General features: G+C 70.5%; 14 protein-coding genes and 1 tRNA gene. 8 read left to right on the plus strand and 7 right to left on the minus strand.

Annotation, left to right across the window (positions count from 1 at the left end; translation table 11 throughout):
- Positions 1-2 precede the first annotated feature (2 nt).
- Both addA and trxA read left to right on the plus strand, forming a co-directional pair.
- Complete coding sequence (gene addA / locus CKY28_RS01745; RefSeq protein ID WP_095996603.1) at positions 3-3,437, plus strand: double-strand break repair helicase AddA; 3,435 nt, start codon at positions 3-5, stop codon at positions 3,435-3,437.
- 67 nt (positions 3,438-3,504) lie between these two features.
- Positions 3,505-3,828, plus strand: a complete 324-nt coding sequence (gene trxA, locus CKY28_RS01750; protein ID WP_095996604.1) for a thioredoxin — start codon at positions 3,505-3,507, stop codon at positions 3,826-3,828.
- On the opposite strand, the gene CKY28_RS01755 is transcribed toward trxA, so the two are convergent.
- Together CKY28_RS01755 and argJ are read right to left on the minus strand one after the other, a co-directional pair.
- Positions 3,825-4,250: a GFA family protein gene (locus CKY28_RS01755; protein ID WP_095996605.1), complete on the minus strand. Its 426-nt coding sequence runs from the start codon at positions 4,248-4,250 to the stop codon at positions 3,825-3,827. The genes trxA and CKY28_RS01755 overlap by 4 nt on opposite strands.
- Before the next feature lie 123 nt (positions 4,251-4,373).
- Positions 4,374-5,594, minus strand: coding sequence for a bifunctional glutamate N-acetyltransferase/amino-acid acetyltransferase ArgJ (gene argJ, locus CKY28_RS01760; RefSeq protein ID WP_095996606.1), 1,221 nt, complete (start codon positions 5,592-5,594; stop codon positions 4,374-4,376).
- Between the two features lie 83 nt (positions 5,595-5,677).
- Here argJ and CKY28_RS01765 point away from each other — a divergent pair, with 83 nt between their 5' ends.
- Positions 5,678-5,968 carry a type II toxin-antitoxin system Phd/YefM family antitoxin gene (locus CKY28_RS01765; RefSeq protein ID WP_217989538.1) on the plus strand — a complete coding sequence of 97 codons (291 nt, stop codon included), beginning with the start codon at positions 5,678-5,680 and terminating at the stop codon, positions 5,966-5,968.
- Between the two features lie 40 nt (positions 5,969-6,008).
- Positions 6,009-6,326 (plus strand): type II toxin-antitoxin system VapC family toxin, encoded by a 318-nt coding sequence (locus tag CKY28_RS01770; protein WP_245841496.1) that lies wholly within the window; start codon positions 6,009-6,011, stop codon positions 6,324-6,326.
- Here the strand turns inward: CKY28_RS01770 and CKY28_RS01775 are convergent, their stop codons facing one another.
- Positions 6,327-6,887, minus strand: a complete 561-nt coding sequence (locus tag CKY28_RS01775; RefSeq protein ID WP_095996608.1) for a putative antibiotic biosynthesis monooxygenase — start codon at positions 6,885-6,887, stop codon at positions 6,327-6,329.
- A 103-nt stretch (positions 6,888-6,990) separates the two neighbouring features.
- On the opposite strand from CKY28_RS01775, the gene CKY28_RS01780 reads away from it, so the two are divergent.
- The 3 genes from CKY28_RS01780 (at position 6,991) to secA (ending at position 10,403) form a co-directional block, all read left to right on the plus strand.
- The gene (locus tag CKY28_RS01780; protein WP_095996609.1) at positions 6,991-7,266 is read left to right on the plus strand and encodes a hypothetical protein; all 276 of its coding nucleotides are present in this window, start codon (positions 6,991-6,993) and stop codon (positions 7,264-7,266) included.
- 48 nt (positions 7,267-7,314) lie between these two features.
- A complete protein-coding gene (locus CKY28_RS18110) occupies positions 7,315-7,566 on the plus strand; it encodes a hypothetical protein (protein ID WP_141243827.1) in 252 nt (83 codons plus the stop codon).
- A 95-nt stretch (positions 7,567-7,661) separates the two neighbouring features.
- The gene (secA, locus tag CKY28_RS01790; protein ID WP_095996611.1) at positions 7,662-10,403 is read left to right on the plus strand and encodes a preprotein translocase subunit SecA; all 2,742 of its coding nucleotides are present in this window, start codon (positions 7,662-7,664) and stop codon (positions 10,401-10,403) included.
- 258 nt (positions 10,404-10,661) lie between these two features.
- On the opposite strand, the gene CKY28_RS01795 is transcribed toward secA, so the two are convergent.
- The 4 genes from CKY28_RS01795 to moaA all read right to left on the minus strand — a co-directional run bounded on the left by CKY28_RS01795 (position 10,662) and on the right by moaA (position 13,480).
- Positions 10,662-11,276: a CC0125/CC1285 family lipoprotein gene (locus CKY28_RS01795; protein ID WP_095996612.1), complete on the minus strand. Its 615-nt coding sequence runs from the start codon at positions 11,274-11,276 to the stop codon at positions 10,662-10,664.
- Positions 11,277-11,412: 136 nt separating this feature from the next.
- Positions 11,413-11,487, minus strand: a tRNA-Asn gene (locus tag CKY28_RS01800).
- A 215-nt stretch (positions 11,488-11,702) separates the two neighbouring features.
- Positions 11,703-12,482 carry an NAD kinase gene (locus CKY28_RS01805; protein WP_095996613.1) on the minus strand — a complete coding sequence of 260 codons (780 nt, stop codon included), beginning with the start codon at positions 12,480-12,482 and terminating at the stop codon, positions 11,703-11,705.
- A complete protein-coding gene (gene moaA, locus CKY28_RS01810; RefSeq protein ID WP_095996614.1) occupies positions 12,479-13,480 on the minus strand; it encodes a GTP 3',8-cyclase MoaA in 1,002 nt (333 codons plus the stop codon). Before moaA ends, CKY28_RS01805 begins: the two co-directional genes overlap by 4 nt.
- Positions 13,481-13,556: 76 nt before the next feature.
- Here moaA and CKY28_RS01815 point away from each other — a divergent pair, with 76 nt between their 5' ends.
- Positions 13,557-15,185, plus strand: a complete 1,629-nt coding sequence (locus tag CKY28_RS01815; protein WP_245841498.1) for a GGDEF domain-containing phosphodiesterase — start codon at positions 13,557-13,559, stop codon at positions 15,183-15,185.
- The last annotated feature ends 68 nt before the right edge of the window (positions 15,186-15,253 follow it).

Here is a 15,253-nt window from a genome sequence, read left to right on the forward strand (position 1 = left end):
CGATGGCCGCCAAAGCCCTCGATCGCATCTCGCCGCTGCCGCGTCTCAAGGGCGCGCAGGAGGCGGCGTCCGATCCGAACGCGCATGTGTGGCTGTCCGCCTCCGCGGGTACGGGCAAGACGCAGGTGCTCGCCGCGCGCGTGTTCCGGCTGCTGCTGCGCGGCGTCGACCCGAACGCGATCCTGGCGCTCACCTTCACCAAGGCGGGCGCGGCCGAAATGGCGGGGCGGATCAGCGAGCGGCTGGCCGCCTGGGTGCGCATGCCGCTGGGCGAGCTGGCGGGCGACCTCGCGGCGCTGGGCGAGGACCCGACGCCCGAGCTGCAAACCCAAGCGCGCACGCTGTTCGCCAAGGTGCTCGACGCGCCGGGCGGCGGCATCCGCATCCAGACGATCCACAGCTTCTGCCAGTCGATCCTCGCCGCCTTTCCGGTCGAGGCGGGGCTCGCGCCCGGCTTCCGCCCGCTGGAGGCGCGCGAGGAGGCGGTGCTGCTGCGCGAGACGCTGGCGCTGATGCTGGCCCAAGCGGAGCGGGAGGGGCGCAGGCGGCCGGTCGAGATCGTCGGCGCGCTGAGCCGGCGCTTGGGCGAGGGCGCGGCGGAGAGCTTCCTGATCGAGTGCGCCCGGAGCGCACGGGCGATGGACGCGCTGCCGCTCGGGATACAGGCATGGGTTCGGCGCAACCTCGACCTGCCCGACGGCGACATCGCCGACGCGTTGGCGGGCGAGTGCGGCGGGTTCGACTGCGGCGGCCTCCGACGGATCGCGGCGGCGAACCGGGCTTGGGGAACGGCGACAGGGACCAAGAACGCCGATGCGGTGGAGCGCTGGATCGGCTCGGAGGCGCATGCGCGGCTCGCGACGCTCGACGAGCTCGCGGGCGTGGTGCTGACCCAGAAAGGTGAGCTGAAGAAGATCCCCGCCAAGGTGCTCGACGCCGAGCCGCAGTACGAGCGCCTCGCGGAGGAGCTGGCCGACTGGTCGGGCGAGATGCTCGCCAAGGCCGCGCGCGCGGGGTACGCCGACCTGCTCGCCGACGGGCTGGAGGTCGGGCGCGAGTTCGCGGGCGCCTACACCGCGGCGAAGCGGCGCGTCGGCGCGGTCGATTTCGAAGACCTGATCCAGCGCACCGTCGACCTGTTCGATCAACCCGGCATCGGCGAATGGGTGCGCTACAAGCTCGACCAGGTGACCGAGCACGTCCTGATCGACGAGGCGCAGGACACCAACCTGTCGCAGTGGCGGATCGTCCGGGCGCTGGTGGACGAGTTCTTCGTCGGTCGCGGCATCTACGCTCCGCGTACGCGCACCCTGTTCACGGTGGGCGACTACAAGCAGGCGATCTTCGGCTTCCAGGGCACCGACCCGCGCTTCTTCGAGGCCGCGGAGCAGAGCTTCGCCCGGCGCGCGGGCGAGGTGTACGACGCCGACGTGCCCGAGAACGACCGCGGCCTGCCGTTCGAGCGGCTGTCGCTGGTGCAGTCCTTCCGCTCCACGCGCCCCGTGCTGGAGTTCGTCGACCGCGCGCTCGACGTGATCCCAGCGCCCGGCCTCGGCCTCTACGACCGGCCCGAGCCGCATCGGAGCGAGGTGCCCGGCCCCGGTACCGTGACGCTGTGGGAGCCGGTGGTCGACGGCGGCGCGGACGAGGACGAGGAGGGCTGGGTCAGCGACACCGTCCGCGAGAACGCCCGCCGGATCGCCGCACAGATCAAGAAGTGGCTGCGCGACGGCTTGATGCTCGAGTCCAAGGGCCGGCGGCTTCGCCCTGAGGACATCATGGTGCTGGTGAAGCGCCGGGGCGAGCTCGCGTCGCTGATCGTGGCCCGCCTTTACGCGGAGGGCGTGCCGGTGGCGGGCGTCGACCGGCTCAGGCTGAACGCGCCGCTGGCGGTGCAGGACCTGCTGGCGGCGGTGCGCTTCGTGCTCCAGCCCGACGACGACCTGTCGCTCGCGTCGCTGCTCGTCAGCCCGCTCCTCGGTTGGACGCAGGACGAGCTGATGCACGCGGCGGTGCGACGCTCGACGAGCCTGTGGCGGCACCTGCAGCAAACGCAGCCGCCCGAACGCCTCCAGCCGCTCCGCCACATGCTGAGCGTCGCGGACTTCCTCACACCTTACGCGTTTCTGGAGGACCTTCTCTCGGGCCAGCTCGACGGGCGACGTAAGCTGCTGCTGCGATTGGGCGAGGAAGCGCGCGATCCGATCGAGGAGGTGCTCAACTCCGCGCTGCAGTTCGAGACAACAACCACGCCGTCGCTCCAGCGTTTCCTCGACTGGTTCGACCGCGGCGAGGTGGAGATCAAGCGTGACCCCTCCGCCCCGCTCGACGCGGTGCGCGTGATGACGGCGCACGCGGCTAAGGGCCTGCAGGCGCCGCTCGTGATCCTGGCGGACGCGACCGTCGATCCGACGCTGACGCCGCGATCGGTCCTGAAATGGTCGCCGGAGGAGGGGGCGGAGCCCATCCCCGTGTTCCGCCCGCGCGCCGCCGAGCGGGGCGGGCCGATGGCGGATGCGATCGCCCAGGCGGACCGGCGCGAGCTGGAGGAGCATTGGCGGCTCTTCTACGTCGCCGCGACGCGCGCGGAGGAGCGGCTGGTGATCACCGGTTCGCTGGGGCCGCGCAACAAGGGCGTCGCGCCCGTGATGAGCTGGTACACGGCCGCCGACCGCGCGTTCGACGCGCTGGGCGTGCCGCGGGTGTACGGCGGGGCGCCACGCGAGTTCCGCGGAATCGAGCCGCAGAAGCCGGTGGGCCGGCGCGGGGCGGACCGGGGTCCTGACGGACCCAAGCCCATGCTGCCCGATTGGGCGCGGCGGCCGCTGCCGGAGGAGTCGCGTCCGCCGCGGCCGCTCGCGCCCTCGGCGATCCGCGGCGACGAGGTGGCGAACCCGCCGCCCTCTCAGGCGCAGCGCAAGGCGGCGGAGCGCGGCACGCTGATGCACGCGCTGTTCGAGCGGCTGCCGCCCTGTCCACCCGATAAGCGCCGTGCGGCGGCCGATCACTGGCTGGAGAAGGTGGCCTGCGTCGAGGAGGCGGGCGAGCGCGCGGAGATCATCGACGCGGTGCTCGCCGTGCTGGAGGACGCTCGTTTCGCCGAGCTGTTCGGGCCCGACTCGCTCGCCGAGGCGCCGATCACGGCGGTGGTGGACGGCGGCGTCGTGACGGGCACGGTCGACCGGCTGCTGATCGGCGACGCGCTCGTGCGCGTGGTCGACTTCAAGACGACGCGGCTCGTGCCGGAGTCGCTGGACGAGATACCCGAGTTCCACCTGCGGCAGATGGCCGCCTACGCCGCCGCGCTGCGGGTGATCTTCCCCGGACGGACGCTCGAGGCGGGGCTGCTCTATACCGCGGGGCCGGTGCTGTTCACGCTTCCGCCCGATCTGCTCGACAGGCACAAGCCGCGCTTTGCGGCTGCGGAGCAAAGCTAGGGTCAGCGTCGTTGAGGGACGGACGCCGGCGTCCTAGATGCCGGACCCGAAACGAAGGAGTACCCACATGCCCACCAAGACCGTCACCGACCAGAGCTTCCCGGACGAGGTGCTGAAGAGCGACAAGCCCGTGCTCGTCGATTTTTGGGCGGAGTGGTGCGGGCCGTGCAAGATGATCGGCCCGGCGCTGGAAGAGCTGTCGGACGAGCTGGGCGAGCAGGTCGAGATCGTGAAGCTCAACATCGACGAGAACCCCGAATCGCCCGGCAATTACGGCGTGCGCGGCATCCCGACGATGATCCTGTTCAAGGCCGGCGTGCCGGCCGCCACCAAGGTCGGGGCCGCGCCGAAGAGCCAGCTGAAGGGCTGGCTCGAGGGCCAGTTGGGCTAAGCCGCGCCCTGCTCGGGCGGCGTTGGGTCGCCCGAGCGGGACGCCTTGTGCCGGGGCAGGTCGTCGCCCGGATCGAACCAGGCGATCTTGTCCGCCCAGAAGATGTGGAAGCCGGGCGCGACGCGCTCCGGCGCGTCGAGCGAGGCGACGGTGACGTCGATCATATCCGGCTCGTGCGCGACCGTCATCGCCAAGTGCGTACCGCAACGCGCGCAGAAACGGCGCTCGCCGAAGCTGGTGGTCTGGATGGTCGTCAGTCCGTCACCGCGGGTGATCGTGAGGCTGGAGCGCGGCACGGTCGTGTAGACCAGCGCCGGCGCGCCGGAAACGCGCTGGCAGATGCGGCAATGGCACCAGCCGGTGTCGAACGAGTCGGCGTCGAGCCGGTAACGCACCGCGCCGCAGAAGCAGCCGCCCTCCATTTGTACTTTCCCTACCTCGTCACCCCGGACTTGTTCCGGGATCCATCGTGGTACACGCAAACCGGCCGGATCGTACGCACAGCCATGGACCCCGGAACAAGTCCGGGGTGACGAGCAGGCGGGTCAGCTCCGATAATCGGCGTTGATGCTGATGTAGCCGTGCGTCAGGTCGCAGGTCCACACGGTGGCCGCGCCCTCGCCGAGGCCTAGGTCGACGCCGATCTCGATCTCGTCGCCTTTGAGGTGCGCGGCCACGGGTGCTTCGTCGTATCCTTCGACCGCTAGCCCCTCGCGCGCGACCTGCGTGTCGCCGAAGCGGATGGAGAGGCGGTCGCGCTCGGCAGGCTCGCCGGCCTTGCCGACAGCCATGACGACGCGGCCCCAGTTCGCGTCCTCGCCCGCCACCGCCGTCTTCACGAGCGGGGAATTGGCGATCGAGAGAGCGACTCGGTGCGCAGAGCGGTCGCTCTCCGCGCCGGTCACTTGGATCTCGATCAGCTTGGCGGCTCCCTCGCCGTCGCGGACGACGAGCAGCGCGAGCTGGCGGCACAGGTCGTCGAGCGCGGCGCGGAAGGCGTCGGCGCCGGGGCTGTCCTCGTCCACCAACGCCGAATTGCCCGCCGCCCCGGTCGCAAAGGCGAGCACGGTGTCGCTCGTCGACGTGTCCCCGTCGACGGTGATGCACGAGAAGCTGCGCGCGTTGGCGCCCGTCAGAGCGCGTTGCAGGAACTCGGGCTCGCACGCGGCGTCGGTGAACACGAAGCCGAGCATCGTCGCCATGTCGGGCGCGATCATTCCCGAACCCTTGATGACGCCGACCAACGTCACCGTGCGGCCGTCCACGACCGCCCGCGTCATCGCGCCCTTCGGGAAAGTGTCGGTCGTGCCGATCGCCTCCGCCATGTCGAGCCAGCTCGCGGGCGGTACCGTGAGCGCGGCGTCGACTCCGGCCTCAGCCTTGTCGATCGGCAAGGGCACGCCGATCACCCCCGTGGAGGCGACGAACACGTCCGACGGTAGACAGCCCAACCCGCCCGCCGCACGCGCGGCGATCGCCTCCACCGCGGCGCGGCCGCGATGGCCGGTGAAGGCGTTTGAATTGCCCGCGTTCACCACCAGCGCCCGGGCGCGGCCCAGCGTCAGCGCGGCGCGGCACCATTCCACCTCGGGCGAAGGGCAGCGGCTCTGCGTCAGCACACCCGCCACCGTCGTGCCCTCGTCCAGCGTTACGAACGTTAGGTCGGCCCGGTCCCACTCCTTGTACCGCGCCCGCGCCGTGCGGACGGTCACGCCGGCGACGGCGGGCATGTCGGGAAAGGGCTGGGCGAGGGGGGAGCGGGTCATGCGCGCGCCTCTACGCGGGCGGGGGGTCGGGAACCAGTCGCGAGTGCTTGACCAAGCAGGTTGGCCAACCTACCATCCGGCTCGTGACCATCCACGTGAACATCGGCGAAGCGAAGACGCGACTGTCCGAACTCGTCGCGGCTGCGATGCGCGGCGAGGAGGTGGTGTTATCGAAGGCGGGCGCTCCGCAAGTCCGGCTTGCTCCGGTACGAGAACTTAGCGAGGCGCAGCGGGACGCGATCGTCAGGCGACGTCTGAACACGTTGGGTATTTGGAAGGGCAAGGTATCCGACGACGACGCTATGCTCGCGCCGTCCATGACCGACCAGGAAGTCGAGGAGCGTTGGAACCGCAAATTTGGTCCTGCTGCTTGATACCCACGTCCTGGTTTGGATCGGGCTCGATGACCCTCGGTTGAGCTCCGCCGTTCGAGCCGCGCTCGCCGACGCCGACGTGCAGTTCGGGGTGAGCGCGGTCACCGCTTATGAATATGAAGAGTTACGGGTGCGGAACCGGCTCGGGGGCGTCGATAACATCGGCATCTTGCTCTCGGGCCTGAACGCGACGTTGCTCGACTTCCCGGGCGAGGCATATCGGCTGCTGCCCTTGTTGCCGATGCTCCACAAGGATCCGACCGACCGCATGCTGATCGCGCATGCGATCCACGCCGATCTGACGCTCGTCACCGCAGACACGAAGATGCGCGAGTACCCCGTCCGCTCCCTTTGGTGATCAGCCCGGCTCCTTCTTCAAGCTGCCGTCCTTGTCGTCGCGAAACAGCCAGGGGCGGAGTCGCTTACGCAGCTCGGGCAGGACGAACCAGGTCAGCACCGCCGTCATAGCGAGCGAGGTGATCGCGAGCTGCGCGGGCTGAGGCAGGCCGCCCGCCACCGCTTTGACGGCCGCGTTCATGACGAGCAGCAGCGGGAAAACGGCGGCCCAGGTCGCGAGCCATAGCTTCCACTTGGGCACGGACGCCTCGCTCGGCAGCCTGACTTGGACGCGGTCGCCGGTCGCGATCTCGCTGTGCTCGATCGAAAAGGCGTCCGCCTCGGCCGCGAGGCGGCGTCGCACGTCGGAGTCGCACCAGCGCCGCGCGGCCTCCTCCGACTCGAAGCGCTGGATGAAGTGCACCAGTCCGTTGGGCTGCTCCAGCCGCATGCCGCCCCGCCCGCCCGCGCACTCGCGCGCGGCCTGGTCGAAACGGTCGGCCCAGCGGCCGAACTCCTCCTCGCGGCCGGCGTGGATCAGACGGCTCGCGACCAGCACGGCGGAACGGCTCCAATGCTCCATGCCGCCCCAACGCGTCGGCCCGCCGCAACGGCCCGGCCGTTTTTACGTTTCGGTAAGCAACCGGCGACCAGTCGTTGGCGCGATCGGACGAGGAGAAACGGCGATGGGCGTGCACTGGATCATGCTGCTCATGCAGGCCGCCGCGCCCGCGCAGGTGATGGACCTTTCGCGAGGGCCGGTCAGCACCACGACCGTCGCGGTCACGGTGACGCTCGACCCGCAAGGGCGCGTCCTGTCGTGCAGGTCGGGCGTGGGCGGAGCGGCGGCGTGCGCGGGGTTCAAGAAGGGCCGCGTCGTCTCGGCGCCGCTGCGCAAAAACGGCAAGCCCGTGGGCGGCCTCATGACCGTGTCGACGACCAGCATCGTCAGCGAGCGCTGAGCCGCCATTAGTGGACGATACAGCCGCGCGCGGTTAGAGCGGCAGGCGATGAAGCTGCTGCTTCTCCTCTCCGCGTTGCTCGCCGCCCTGTCCGGCGGCGGCGCGGACGCGCGTGCGCCGCGAGCGGAGGCGGTAGCGGTCGCCGTGCGGGTCGCCGCGCCCGAGCGGGAGCGCGCCCACGCGCATGTGCTCCTCGCGGCACGCCCTGCGGCCGATCGGGTCGCGGAGCCGGCGGCGTCCGCGCCCGCCGCGATCGTGACGGCCGCGCCGCGTCTCTGGCTGCAGCGCCGGCGCGAATAGGGCTTTTCCGCGCGGCCCGCGCCGCACCATCTTAGCAGCCATCTCGTCCGGCGCGGCCTTCGGCTCGCGCCCCTCCATTCTACAGGAACACGCCCATGTTCGGCGGTCTCGCCAAATCCATTTTCGGTTCGTCCAACGACCGTTACGTCCGCTCGCTCAACCCCGTCCTCGCCAAGATCGCGTCGTTCGAGCCGGCGCTGCAGGCCATGTCCGACGAGGATCTCGCCGCGCAGACGCCGCGCTTCCGCGAACGGCTCGCGAACGGCGAGAAGCTCGACGACCTGCTCCCCGAAGCGTTCGCGACCGTGCGCGAGGCGGCGCGGCGCGTGCTCGGGCAGCGACACTACGACGTGCAGATGATCGGCGGCGTCGTGCTTCATCGCGGCGAGATCGCGGAGATGCGCACGGGCGAGGGCAAGACGCTGGTCGCCACGCTCGCCACCTACCTCAACGCGCTGCCGGGCGAGGGCGTGCACGTCGTCACCGTCAACGACTACCTCGCGCGCCGCGACGCGGAGTGGATGGGGCGCGTCTACGGCTTTCTGGGCCTGACCACGGGCGTGATCGTGCCGAACCTGACGGACGAGCAGCGCCGCGCGGCCTACGCCGCCGACATCACCTACGGAACGAACAACGAGTTCGGCTTCGACTATCTGCGCGACAACATGAAGTACGAGCGCAGCAGCATGGTGCAGCGGCCCTTCAACTTCGCCATCGTGGACGAGGTCGACTCGATCCTGATCGACGAAGCGCGCACGCCGCTCATCATCTCCGGCCCGACCGACGACAAGTCGGAGCTGTACATCTCCGTCGACGCGATCGTGAAGCAGCTCAGCCCCGAGGACTACCAGAAGGACGAAAAGCAGCGCTCGATCGTCCTGACGGAGGAAGGCACGGAGAAGGCGGAGCGCATGCTGGAGGCCGCGGGTCTGCTCCAGGGCCAGAACCTCTACGATTTCGAGAACACGCAGGTGGTGCACCACCTGAACCAGGCGCTGCGCGCGAACGTCATGTTCAAGCGCGACACCGACTACATCGTCAAGGACGGCAAGGTCATCATCATCGACGAGTTCACCGGCCGCATGATGGACGGGCGGCGCTGGTCGGAGGGCCTGCACCAGGCGGTCGAGGCGAAGGAGGGCGTCACGATCGAGCCCGAGAACCAGACCATGGCCTCGATCACCTTCCAGAACTATTTCCGCATGTATCCCAAGCTCAGCGGCATGACGGGCACCGCGGCCACCGAAGCGGCGGAGTTCTACCAAATCTACAAGATGAACGTGGTCACGATCCCGACCAACCTCCCCGTGCGTCGCGTCGACGAGGAGGACGAGTTCTACAAGAACACGCAGGACAAGTTCCGCGCCATCGCCAAGAAGATCCGCGAGCATGCGGAGAAGGGGCAGCCCGTGCTGGTCGGCACCGTGTCGATCGAGAAGTCGGAGCTGCTGTCCGAGTTCCTGCAACAGGAGGGCGTGGAGCACGCGGTGCTGAACGCGCGCTACCACGAGCAGGAGGCGCACATCGTCGCTCAGGCGGGACGCTTGGGCCGCGTGACGATCGCGACCAACATGGCGGGCCGCGGCACCGACATCCAGCTGGGCGGCAACCTGGAGTTCCGGGTTGAAGACGAGCTGGCGGGCATGGCCGAGGGCCCCGAGCGCGACGCCGCGGTCGAGCGCATCCGCCAGGAGATCGCCGACGAGAAGGCACGCGTGCTGGACGCGGGCGGCCTGTTCGTGCTCGGCACCGAGCGCCACGAGAGTCGGCGCATCGACAACCAGCTCCGCGGCCGTTCGGGCCGTCAGGGCGACCCCGGCCTGTCGCGCTTCTACCTGTCGCTCGACGACGACCTGCTCCGCATTTTCGGTCCCGACACGCTGTTCGCGCGCATGATGCGGTCGAACATCGAGGACGGCGAGGCGATCGGGTCCAAGTGGCTGACCAAGGCGATCGAAACCGCGCAGAAGAAGGTCGAGGCCAGGAACTACGACATCCGCAAGCAGGTCGTCGAATATGACGACGTGATGAACGATCAGCGCAAGGTCATCTACGAGCAGCGCGCGGACATCATGGACGCCGACACGGTGGACGACGTCGTCACCGACATGCGCCACGAGACGGTGAACGTCATCGTCGGCGAGGCCTGCCCGCCCAACTCATACCCCGAGCAGTGGGACGTGGAGGGCATGAAGACGCGCTTCGCCGAGGTGCTGGGCCTCGACCTGCCCGTCGAGGACTGGCTCAAGGAGGAGGCGGTCGACCCGGAGATCATCGAGGAGCGTGTCGAGCAGGCCGCGGACGCGATGGTCGCCGAAAAGGCGCAAGAGCTCGAGCCGGAGACGTGGCGCCAGGTCGAGAAGTCGATCATGCTCCAGAACCTGGACCACCACTGGAAGGAGCATCTGGCGACGCTCGACGCGCTGCGGCAGGTGGTGCACCTGCGGGCGTACGCGCAGAAGACGCCGCTCAACGAGTATAAGCAGGAGGCGTTCGCGCTCTTCCAGCGCATGCTCGACAGCATCCGCGAGGACGTGACGCGCACGGTCGCCCACGCGCAGTTCCGCATGGAGATGCCGCCGGAGCTGCCCGAGCTGCCGGACTTCATCACCAGCCACTTCGACCCGTTCACGGGCGAGGACGACACCGCCGACCTGGACGCGGCGGCGCGCGGGCTGGTCACGCCGCAGCTGCCGCCGCTGTCGATCGTGCGGCCGGAGGCGGCGGACCTGGGCGACGATCCGGAGCAGTGGGAGGGGCGGGTAAACCGCAACTCGCCTTGTCCGTGCGGGTCGGGGCGGAAGTACAAGCATTGTCACGGGGCGGTGACGGCGTAAGGCGCACGCGGCTAGCCTACGCTAGCCGCGAGACGCCCAAGCCCGGCCGGCCTAGCTTCAGCTAGGACCGACGACGCGGCTTCGCCGCGGCGTGCACTGAGTGGGTCTGAAACGAAAAGCGCCGCCGGAGCGGGTGCTCCGGCGGCGTTATCTTAGATGGCCCGCCGCGGCAAAGCCGCGTCGTCGGTCGACACGGGCGAGGAAGGCCCGCCCGGTCGCCGGCCGGGGTCAGCGCCCGGGCGCGGTAGAAGCTCGCTTCTACCGCTGGCGCTGACCCGGATAGACCACCGTCGGGCCGATCGTCTGCACGACGGCGCGCGCGTCGAAGGCGCGGACCTCGTCGCGGGCGATCGGGCCGCGGCGCATCAGGATCTCGGCGGTCGCCTCGAACCGGTCGACGGTGCGGATGTCGAAATCGTTGAAGCCGAAGCCACCAAAACCGCCGAAGCCGCCGTAACCGCCATAGAAGCCGCCGAAGCGGCGATAGCCGAACGGGCTGCCGTAGAAGCTCCACGCCGGACCCCAATAGGGGCCGAACGCGCCGAAGTTGTTGAAGCCCGGCGTCGAGTAGACGCGCGCCTGGCGATCGGTGTCGCGCTGGACGGTGATGAAGTAGTCATAACCGCGCTGCAGCGTCAGCTCGGCGGCGCGGAAGAGCAGATAACGCTCCACCGTGTCGCGCTCCGTCACGCTGTTGCCGGCGAAGCTGACCAAGAAGCGGTCGGGGGCGACCTGCTGCTCGCTGAAACCCTGGCGGCTGAAGCCGGAGCCGGTCGCCGGGCGGTAGGTAGTGGGGGTCGCACAGCCGGCGACCAAGAGCGTGCTGGTGGCGAGCGCAGCCAGCAGGCCCTTTCGACCAAGGTTAAGACGCATTTTTACGTTCTCCGTTCGCGCGGGATGCGGCGAAGCGCGTTCGCATTACCAGCGCGAAGTGGAACGTGCGATGAACGGAATGTGTCCCGCGACGAATTGCTAAACAAAATCAATGTCGTGCGGGAGAGCACGACGCTGGCTCCCTGAGTTGGATTCGAACCAACGGCCGCTCGATTAACAGTCGAGAGCTCTACCGCTGAGCTATCAGGGAACAGCGTCGTCGGGGCGGGCTTATACGCGGGCGGACGCGCGGTGCAAGCCTCTTGTAAGGAGTTTGGCACGTGGCGCGGCGGGGCGGTATCGTGGGTCGCGAGCGGGCTTGCGGCGGCGGGGTAAGCGCCGCGGCGAAGCCGCGTCGTCGGTCGTCGGCGGGCCGACGCCGGCCGAGCTTGCGGCGAGTCTTGGCGCGGGGCGCGCCAAGCCGCCTCAAGCTATAAACTGCTCCATCGTGATGCGATCATCCAACGCATGCTCCGGATCGAACAACAGCGTCAGCTCGCGCGAGCGGTCGACGCGGATGTCGACCGACGCGACGTCGCGGATCTCCTGCTGGTCCGCGACCGCGGAAACGGGCCGCTTGCCCGGTTCGAGCACGCGCACGCCGATGCGCGCGCGGTCGGGCAGGATCGCGCCGCGCCAGCGGCGAGGGCGGAATGGGCTGATCGGCGTCAGGGCGAGCAGCGCCGAGTCGAGCGGCAGGATGGGGCCGTGCGCCGACAGGTTGTACGCGGTCGATCCCGCGGGCGTGGCGACGAGGATGCCGTCGCAGACCAGCTCGTCCATGACGACGCGTTCGTTGACGGTGACCTCCAGCTTGGCGGTCTGGCGCGTTTCGCGGAGCAGCGACACTTCGTTGATCGCGGGCAGCTGGTGCGAGCGGCCGTCATTGCCGCGCACGGTCGCGGCGAGCGGGGTGACCTTGAACGGCTTGGCGCGCCCGAGCCGCTCCTCCAGCCCGTGGCGGCGCCACTCGTTCATGAGGAAACCGACGGTGCCGAGGTTCATGCCGAACACGGGCACCTCGGGACGGCGACGCTCGAGCATCGCGTGGAGCGTGTCGAGCATGAAGCCGTCGCCGCCCAGCGCGATCACGACGTCGGCCTCGGACAGGTCGCACCATTCGTCCGCGTCGGCGAGCTCGCGCGCGGCGGCCTGGGCGGGCGGGGTGGGCGAAGCGACGAGCGCGCGCCGCGCGTAGCGCGTCATCCGCCGGTCACGCTCATGTGGCGGGCGACGGCGGGGACGGCGAGGTCGAACCGGTGGCGCGCGGGCTTGAGGCCGAGCCCGCGGTCGATCGCGGCGTCCAGCCCGGCGACGCCGCCCTCGCGCAGCGCGGCCTTGAGGTCCACCTGGTCGTCATGGCCGAGGCAAAGGTAGAGCTTGCCCTCCGTCGTCAGCCGCACGCGGTTGCAGCCGTCGCAGAAATTGGCGGTGAGCGGCGAGATCAGCCCGAGCCGCGTCGGCCCGCCGTCCACCAGCCAGTAGCGCGCCGGGCCGCCGCTGCGGTGCGCGTCGCGGGTGAGCCGGAACCGATCCGCCAGCACGTCGAACGCGGCGGTGAGCGGCAGGAAGCGGTCGGTCCGGTCCTCGTCGACGCTGCCGAGCGGCATGGTCTCGATGAGCGACAGGTCGAAGCCTTCCGCAGCCGCCCAGGCGAGCAGGTCGGGAAGCTCGCGGTCGTTCAGCCCGCACAGCGCGACGGTGTTGATCTTGACGCGCAACCCGGCGTCGCGCGCCGCGAACACGCCGCGGAGGACTTGGGTAAGATCTCCGTGGCGGGTGATGTGGCGGAAGGTGGCAGGGTCCAGGCTGTCGAGGCTGACGTTCACGCGCCGGACGCCCGACGCGTAGAGGCGCTCGGCGTGCTCGGCTAGGCGCACGCCGTTGGTGGTGAGCGTCAGCTCCTCCAGCCCGCGCCCGACATGCCCCCCTAAGCGGTCGACGAGCTCGCCCACGTCGCGGCGGACGAGCGGTTCGCCGCCGGTGAGGCGGACCTTGCTGACACCGCGCGCGATGAAGCGCTCGGCGATGATGGCGATCTCCTCGAGCGCGAGCAGCTCGGCGCGGGGCAGGAACGTCATCTGCTCCGCCATGCAGTAGCGGCAGCGCAGGTCGCAGCGGTCGGTGACCGAGATGCGCAGATAGCGGATGGCGCGGCCGTGCGCGTCGACGAGCGGTGCGAAGGAGCTCGTGGGCGCAGCCATGAACGTGAGCTAGGACGGGACGAGCCGCGCCACAAGCCCGTTTACCCGGCGGCCCCGTCGCGCCTAGACCCGGCGCGTGGGCGGGGAGAAACAATCGGAGGTGCGGGCAGCGCCGTTGTACGTGCTGTCGTTCCGGCAGCTCGACGAGCTCCTGCAGCTCACGAGCGGCGCGGGGTGGGCCGTCGTCGGCGCGCGCCGGCTGGAGCCGGGCGCGTTCGCGGACAGCGGCGCGTCGGTGGCGGTGGTCGATGCGCGCGGGTCGTTCGCCGACGGGCTGGACGCGATGCGCGCGCTCGCGCCGGAGGTCGAGCGGGCGGGCGCGGCGCTGCTCGCGCTGGTGTCGCACAGGGACGCGGGGGCGATCGGGTCGGTGCACGAGGCGGGTGCGACGCATTTCCTGTTGAGCCCGGCGGGCGAGGGCGAGTTCGTGCACGCGATCCGTTTCGCCGAGCGGTTCGCGGAGCGGCTGGGGCGGCGGGGGACGCCGTCGCTCGGCAGGCGGCGTGGCGATCCGGTCGCGGTCGCCGCGGTCGGCGACGCGGTGCGGCGCTGGGCGGCGGGACGGCTGGCGGCGGGACGCCCCGTGGTCGCCGCGCGCGCGGCGCTGGCGAGCTTCGACCTGGTCAATAGCGCGCACGGGCGCGCGGCGGGCGACCTGATCCTGGACGAGGCCGCGGAACGGCTGCGCAGCGTGGCGGACGAGCTGTTCGCGGGCGAGGCGATGGTGGCGCGCGGGTCGGGGCCTGAGTTCCTGCTGGCGGGCGACGGCGCGCGGGCGAGCGGGGAGGCGCTGAGCGCCCGGATCGCAGACGCGCTGACCCGGCCGTTCGGGCGCGCGCTGGTCGGCGCGCGCGTGGGCGCGGCGTCGTCGCGGCCCGGCGAGGACGCGGGCGCGCTGCTCCGCCGGGCGGGCGACGCGCTCGGGCCGGCGGAGGAGGGAGGCGCGATCGAGGAGCTGGCGGTCGAGCTGCACCACGCGATCGGCGGCGGGCAGATCGGCGTGCTGTTCCAGCCGCAGGTCGAGATCGCGAGCGGGCGCATCGTCGGGGTCGAGGCGCTGGCGCGCTGGGAGCATCCGAAACGGGGCACGGTCGGGGCGGACGCCTTGTTCATGGCCGCGGAGCGCGCGGGGCTCGCGGCTGCGCTGTCGGAGCATGTGCAGGGCGTGGCGTTGCGGGAGGCGGCGCGCTGGCCGGCGGCGCTCGACGCGCTGCGGCTGTCGATCAACGTGACCGCGGAGGACCTCGCGGGCGCCGACTTCGCCGACCGCCTGCTCGCCCGGGTGGAGGAGGCCGGGTTCCCGCGGGCGCGGCTGACCGTGGAGGTGACGGAAACGGGGCTGATCGCGGACCTGGACCGCGCGGGGGCGCTGCTGGGGCGGTTGCGCGAGGCGGGGTGCCGGACGGCGATCGACGATTTCGGAACGGGCTATTCGAGCCTGGCATACCTCAACGCGCTGCCGCTCGACTACCTCAAGGTCGACAAGGCGCTGGTGAGGGGCGTCGAGCGCGACGGGCGCGAGCGGGTGGTGGCGCAGGGCGTGCTCGCGCTGGCGCGCTCGCTGGGGCTGCACGTCGTCGCGGAGGGGGTGGAGACGGAGGCGCAGCGCGACCTCCTCGCGGCGCACGGGTGCGAGCTGTACCAGGGGTTCCTGTGCGCCGGGGCGGTGTCGGTGGGGGAGTTGGTCGGGTTGGTCTCAAGCTAAGTTCCTCCCCCGCATCGCAGATGCGGGGGAGGGGGACCGCGCCCGTAGGGCATGGTGGTGGGGGTACG

It is taken from the genome of Sphingomonas lenta, from assembly GCF_002288825.1.
GTDB lineage: Bacteria > Pseudomonadota > Alphaproteobacteria > Sphingomonadales > Sphingomonadaceae > Sphingomonas > Sphingomonas lenta.

What these genes read in the sequence shown, in the direction of transcription:
- CKY28_RS01805 (WP_095996613.1), bottom strand. Translation starts at nt 12,482, where the DNA reads ATGACGCGCTACGCGCGGCGCGCGCTCGTCGCTTCGCCCACCCCGCCC.
- secA (WP_095996611.1), top strand. Translation starts at nt 7,662, where the DNA reads ATGTTCGGCGGTCTCGCCAAATCCATTTTCGGTTCGTCCAACGACCGT.
- argJ (WP_095996606.1), bottom strand. Translation starts at nt 5,594, where the DNA reads ATGACCCGCTCCCCCCTCGCCCAGCCCTTTCCCGACATGCCCGCCGTC.
- CKY28_RS18110 (WP_141243827.1), top strand. Translation starts at nt 7,315, where the DNA reads ATGAAGCTGCTGCTTCTCCTCTCCGCGTTGCTCGCCGCCCTGTCCGGC.
- CKY28_RS01795 (WP_095996612.1), bottom strand. Translation starts at nt 11,276, where the DNA reads ATGCGTCTTAACCTTGGTCGAAAGGGCCTGCTGGCTGCGCTCGCCACC.
- CKY28_RS01775 (WP_095996608.1), bottom strand. Translation starts at nt 6,887, where the DNA reads ATGGAGCATTGGAGCCGTTCCGCCGTGCTGGTCGCGAGCCGTCTGATC.
- CKY28_RS01780 (WP_095996609.1), top strand. Translation starts at nt 6,991, where the DNA reads ATGGGCGTGCACTGGATCATGCTGCTCATGCAGGCCGCCGCGCCCGCG.
- moaA (WP_095996614.1), bottom strand. Translation starts at nt 13,480, where the DNA reads ATGGCTGCGCCCACGAGCTCCTTCGCACCGCTCGTCGACGCGCACGGC.
- CKY28_RS01755 (WP_095996605.1), bottom strand. Translation starts at nt 4,250, where the DNA reads ATGGAGGGCGGCTGCTTCTGCGGCGCGGTGCGTTACCGGCTCGACGCC.
- trxA (WP_095996604.1), top strand. Translation starts at nt 3,505, where the DNA reads ATGCCCACCAAGACCGTCACCGACCAGAGCTTCCCGGACGAGGTGCTG.
- addA (WP_095996603.1), top strand. Translation starts at nt 3, where the DNA reads ATGGCCGCCAAAGCCCTCGATCGCATCTCGCCGCTGCCGCGTCTCAAG.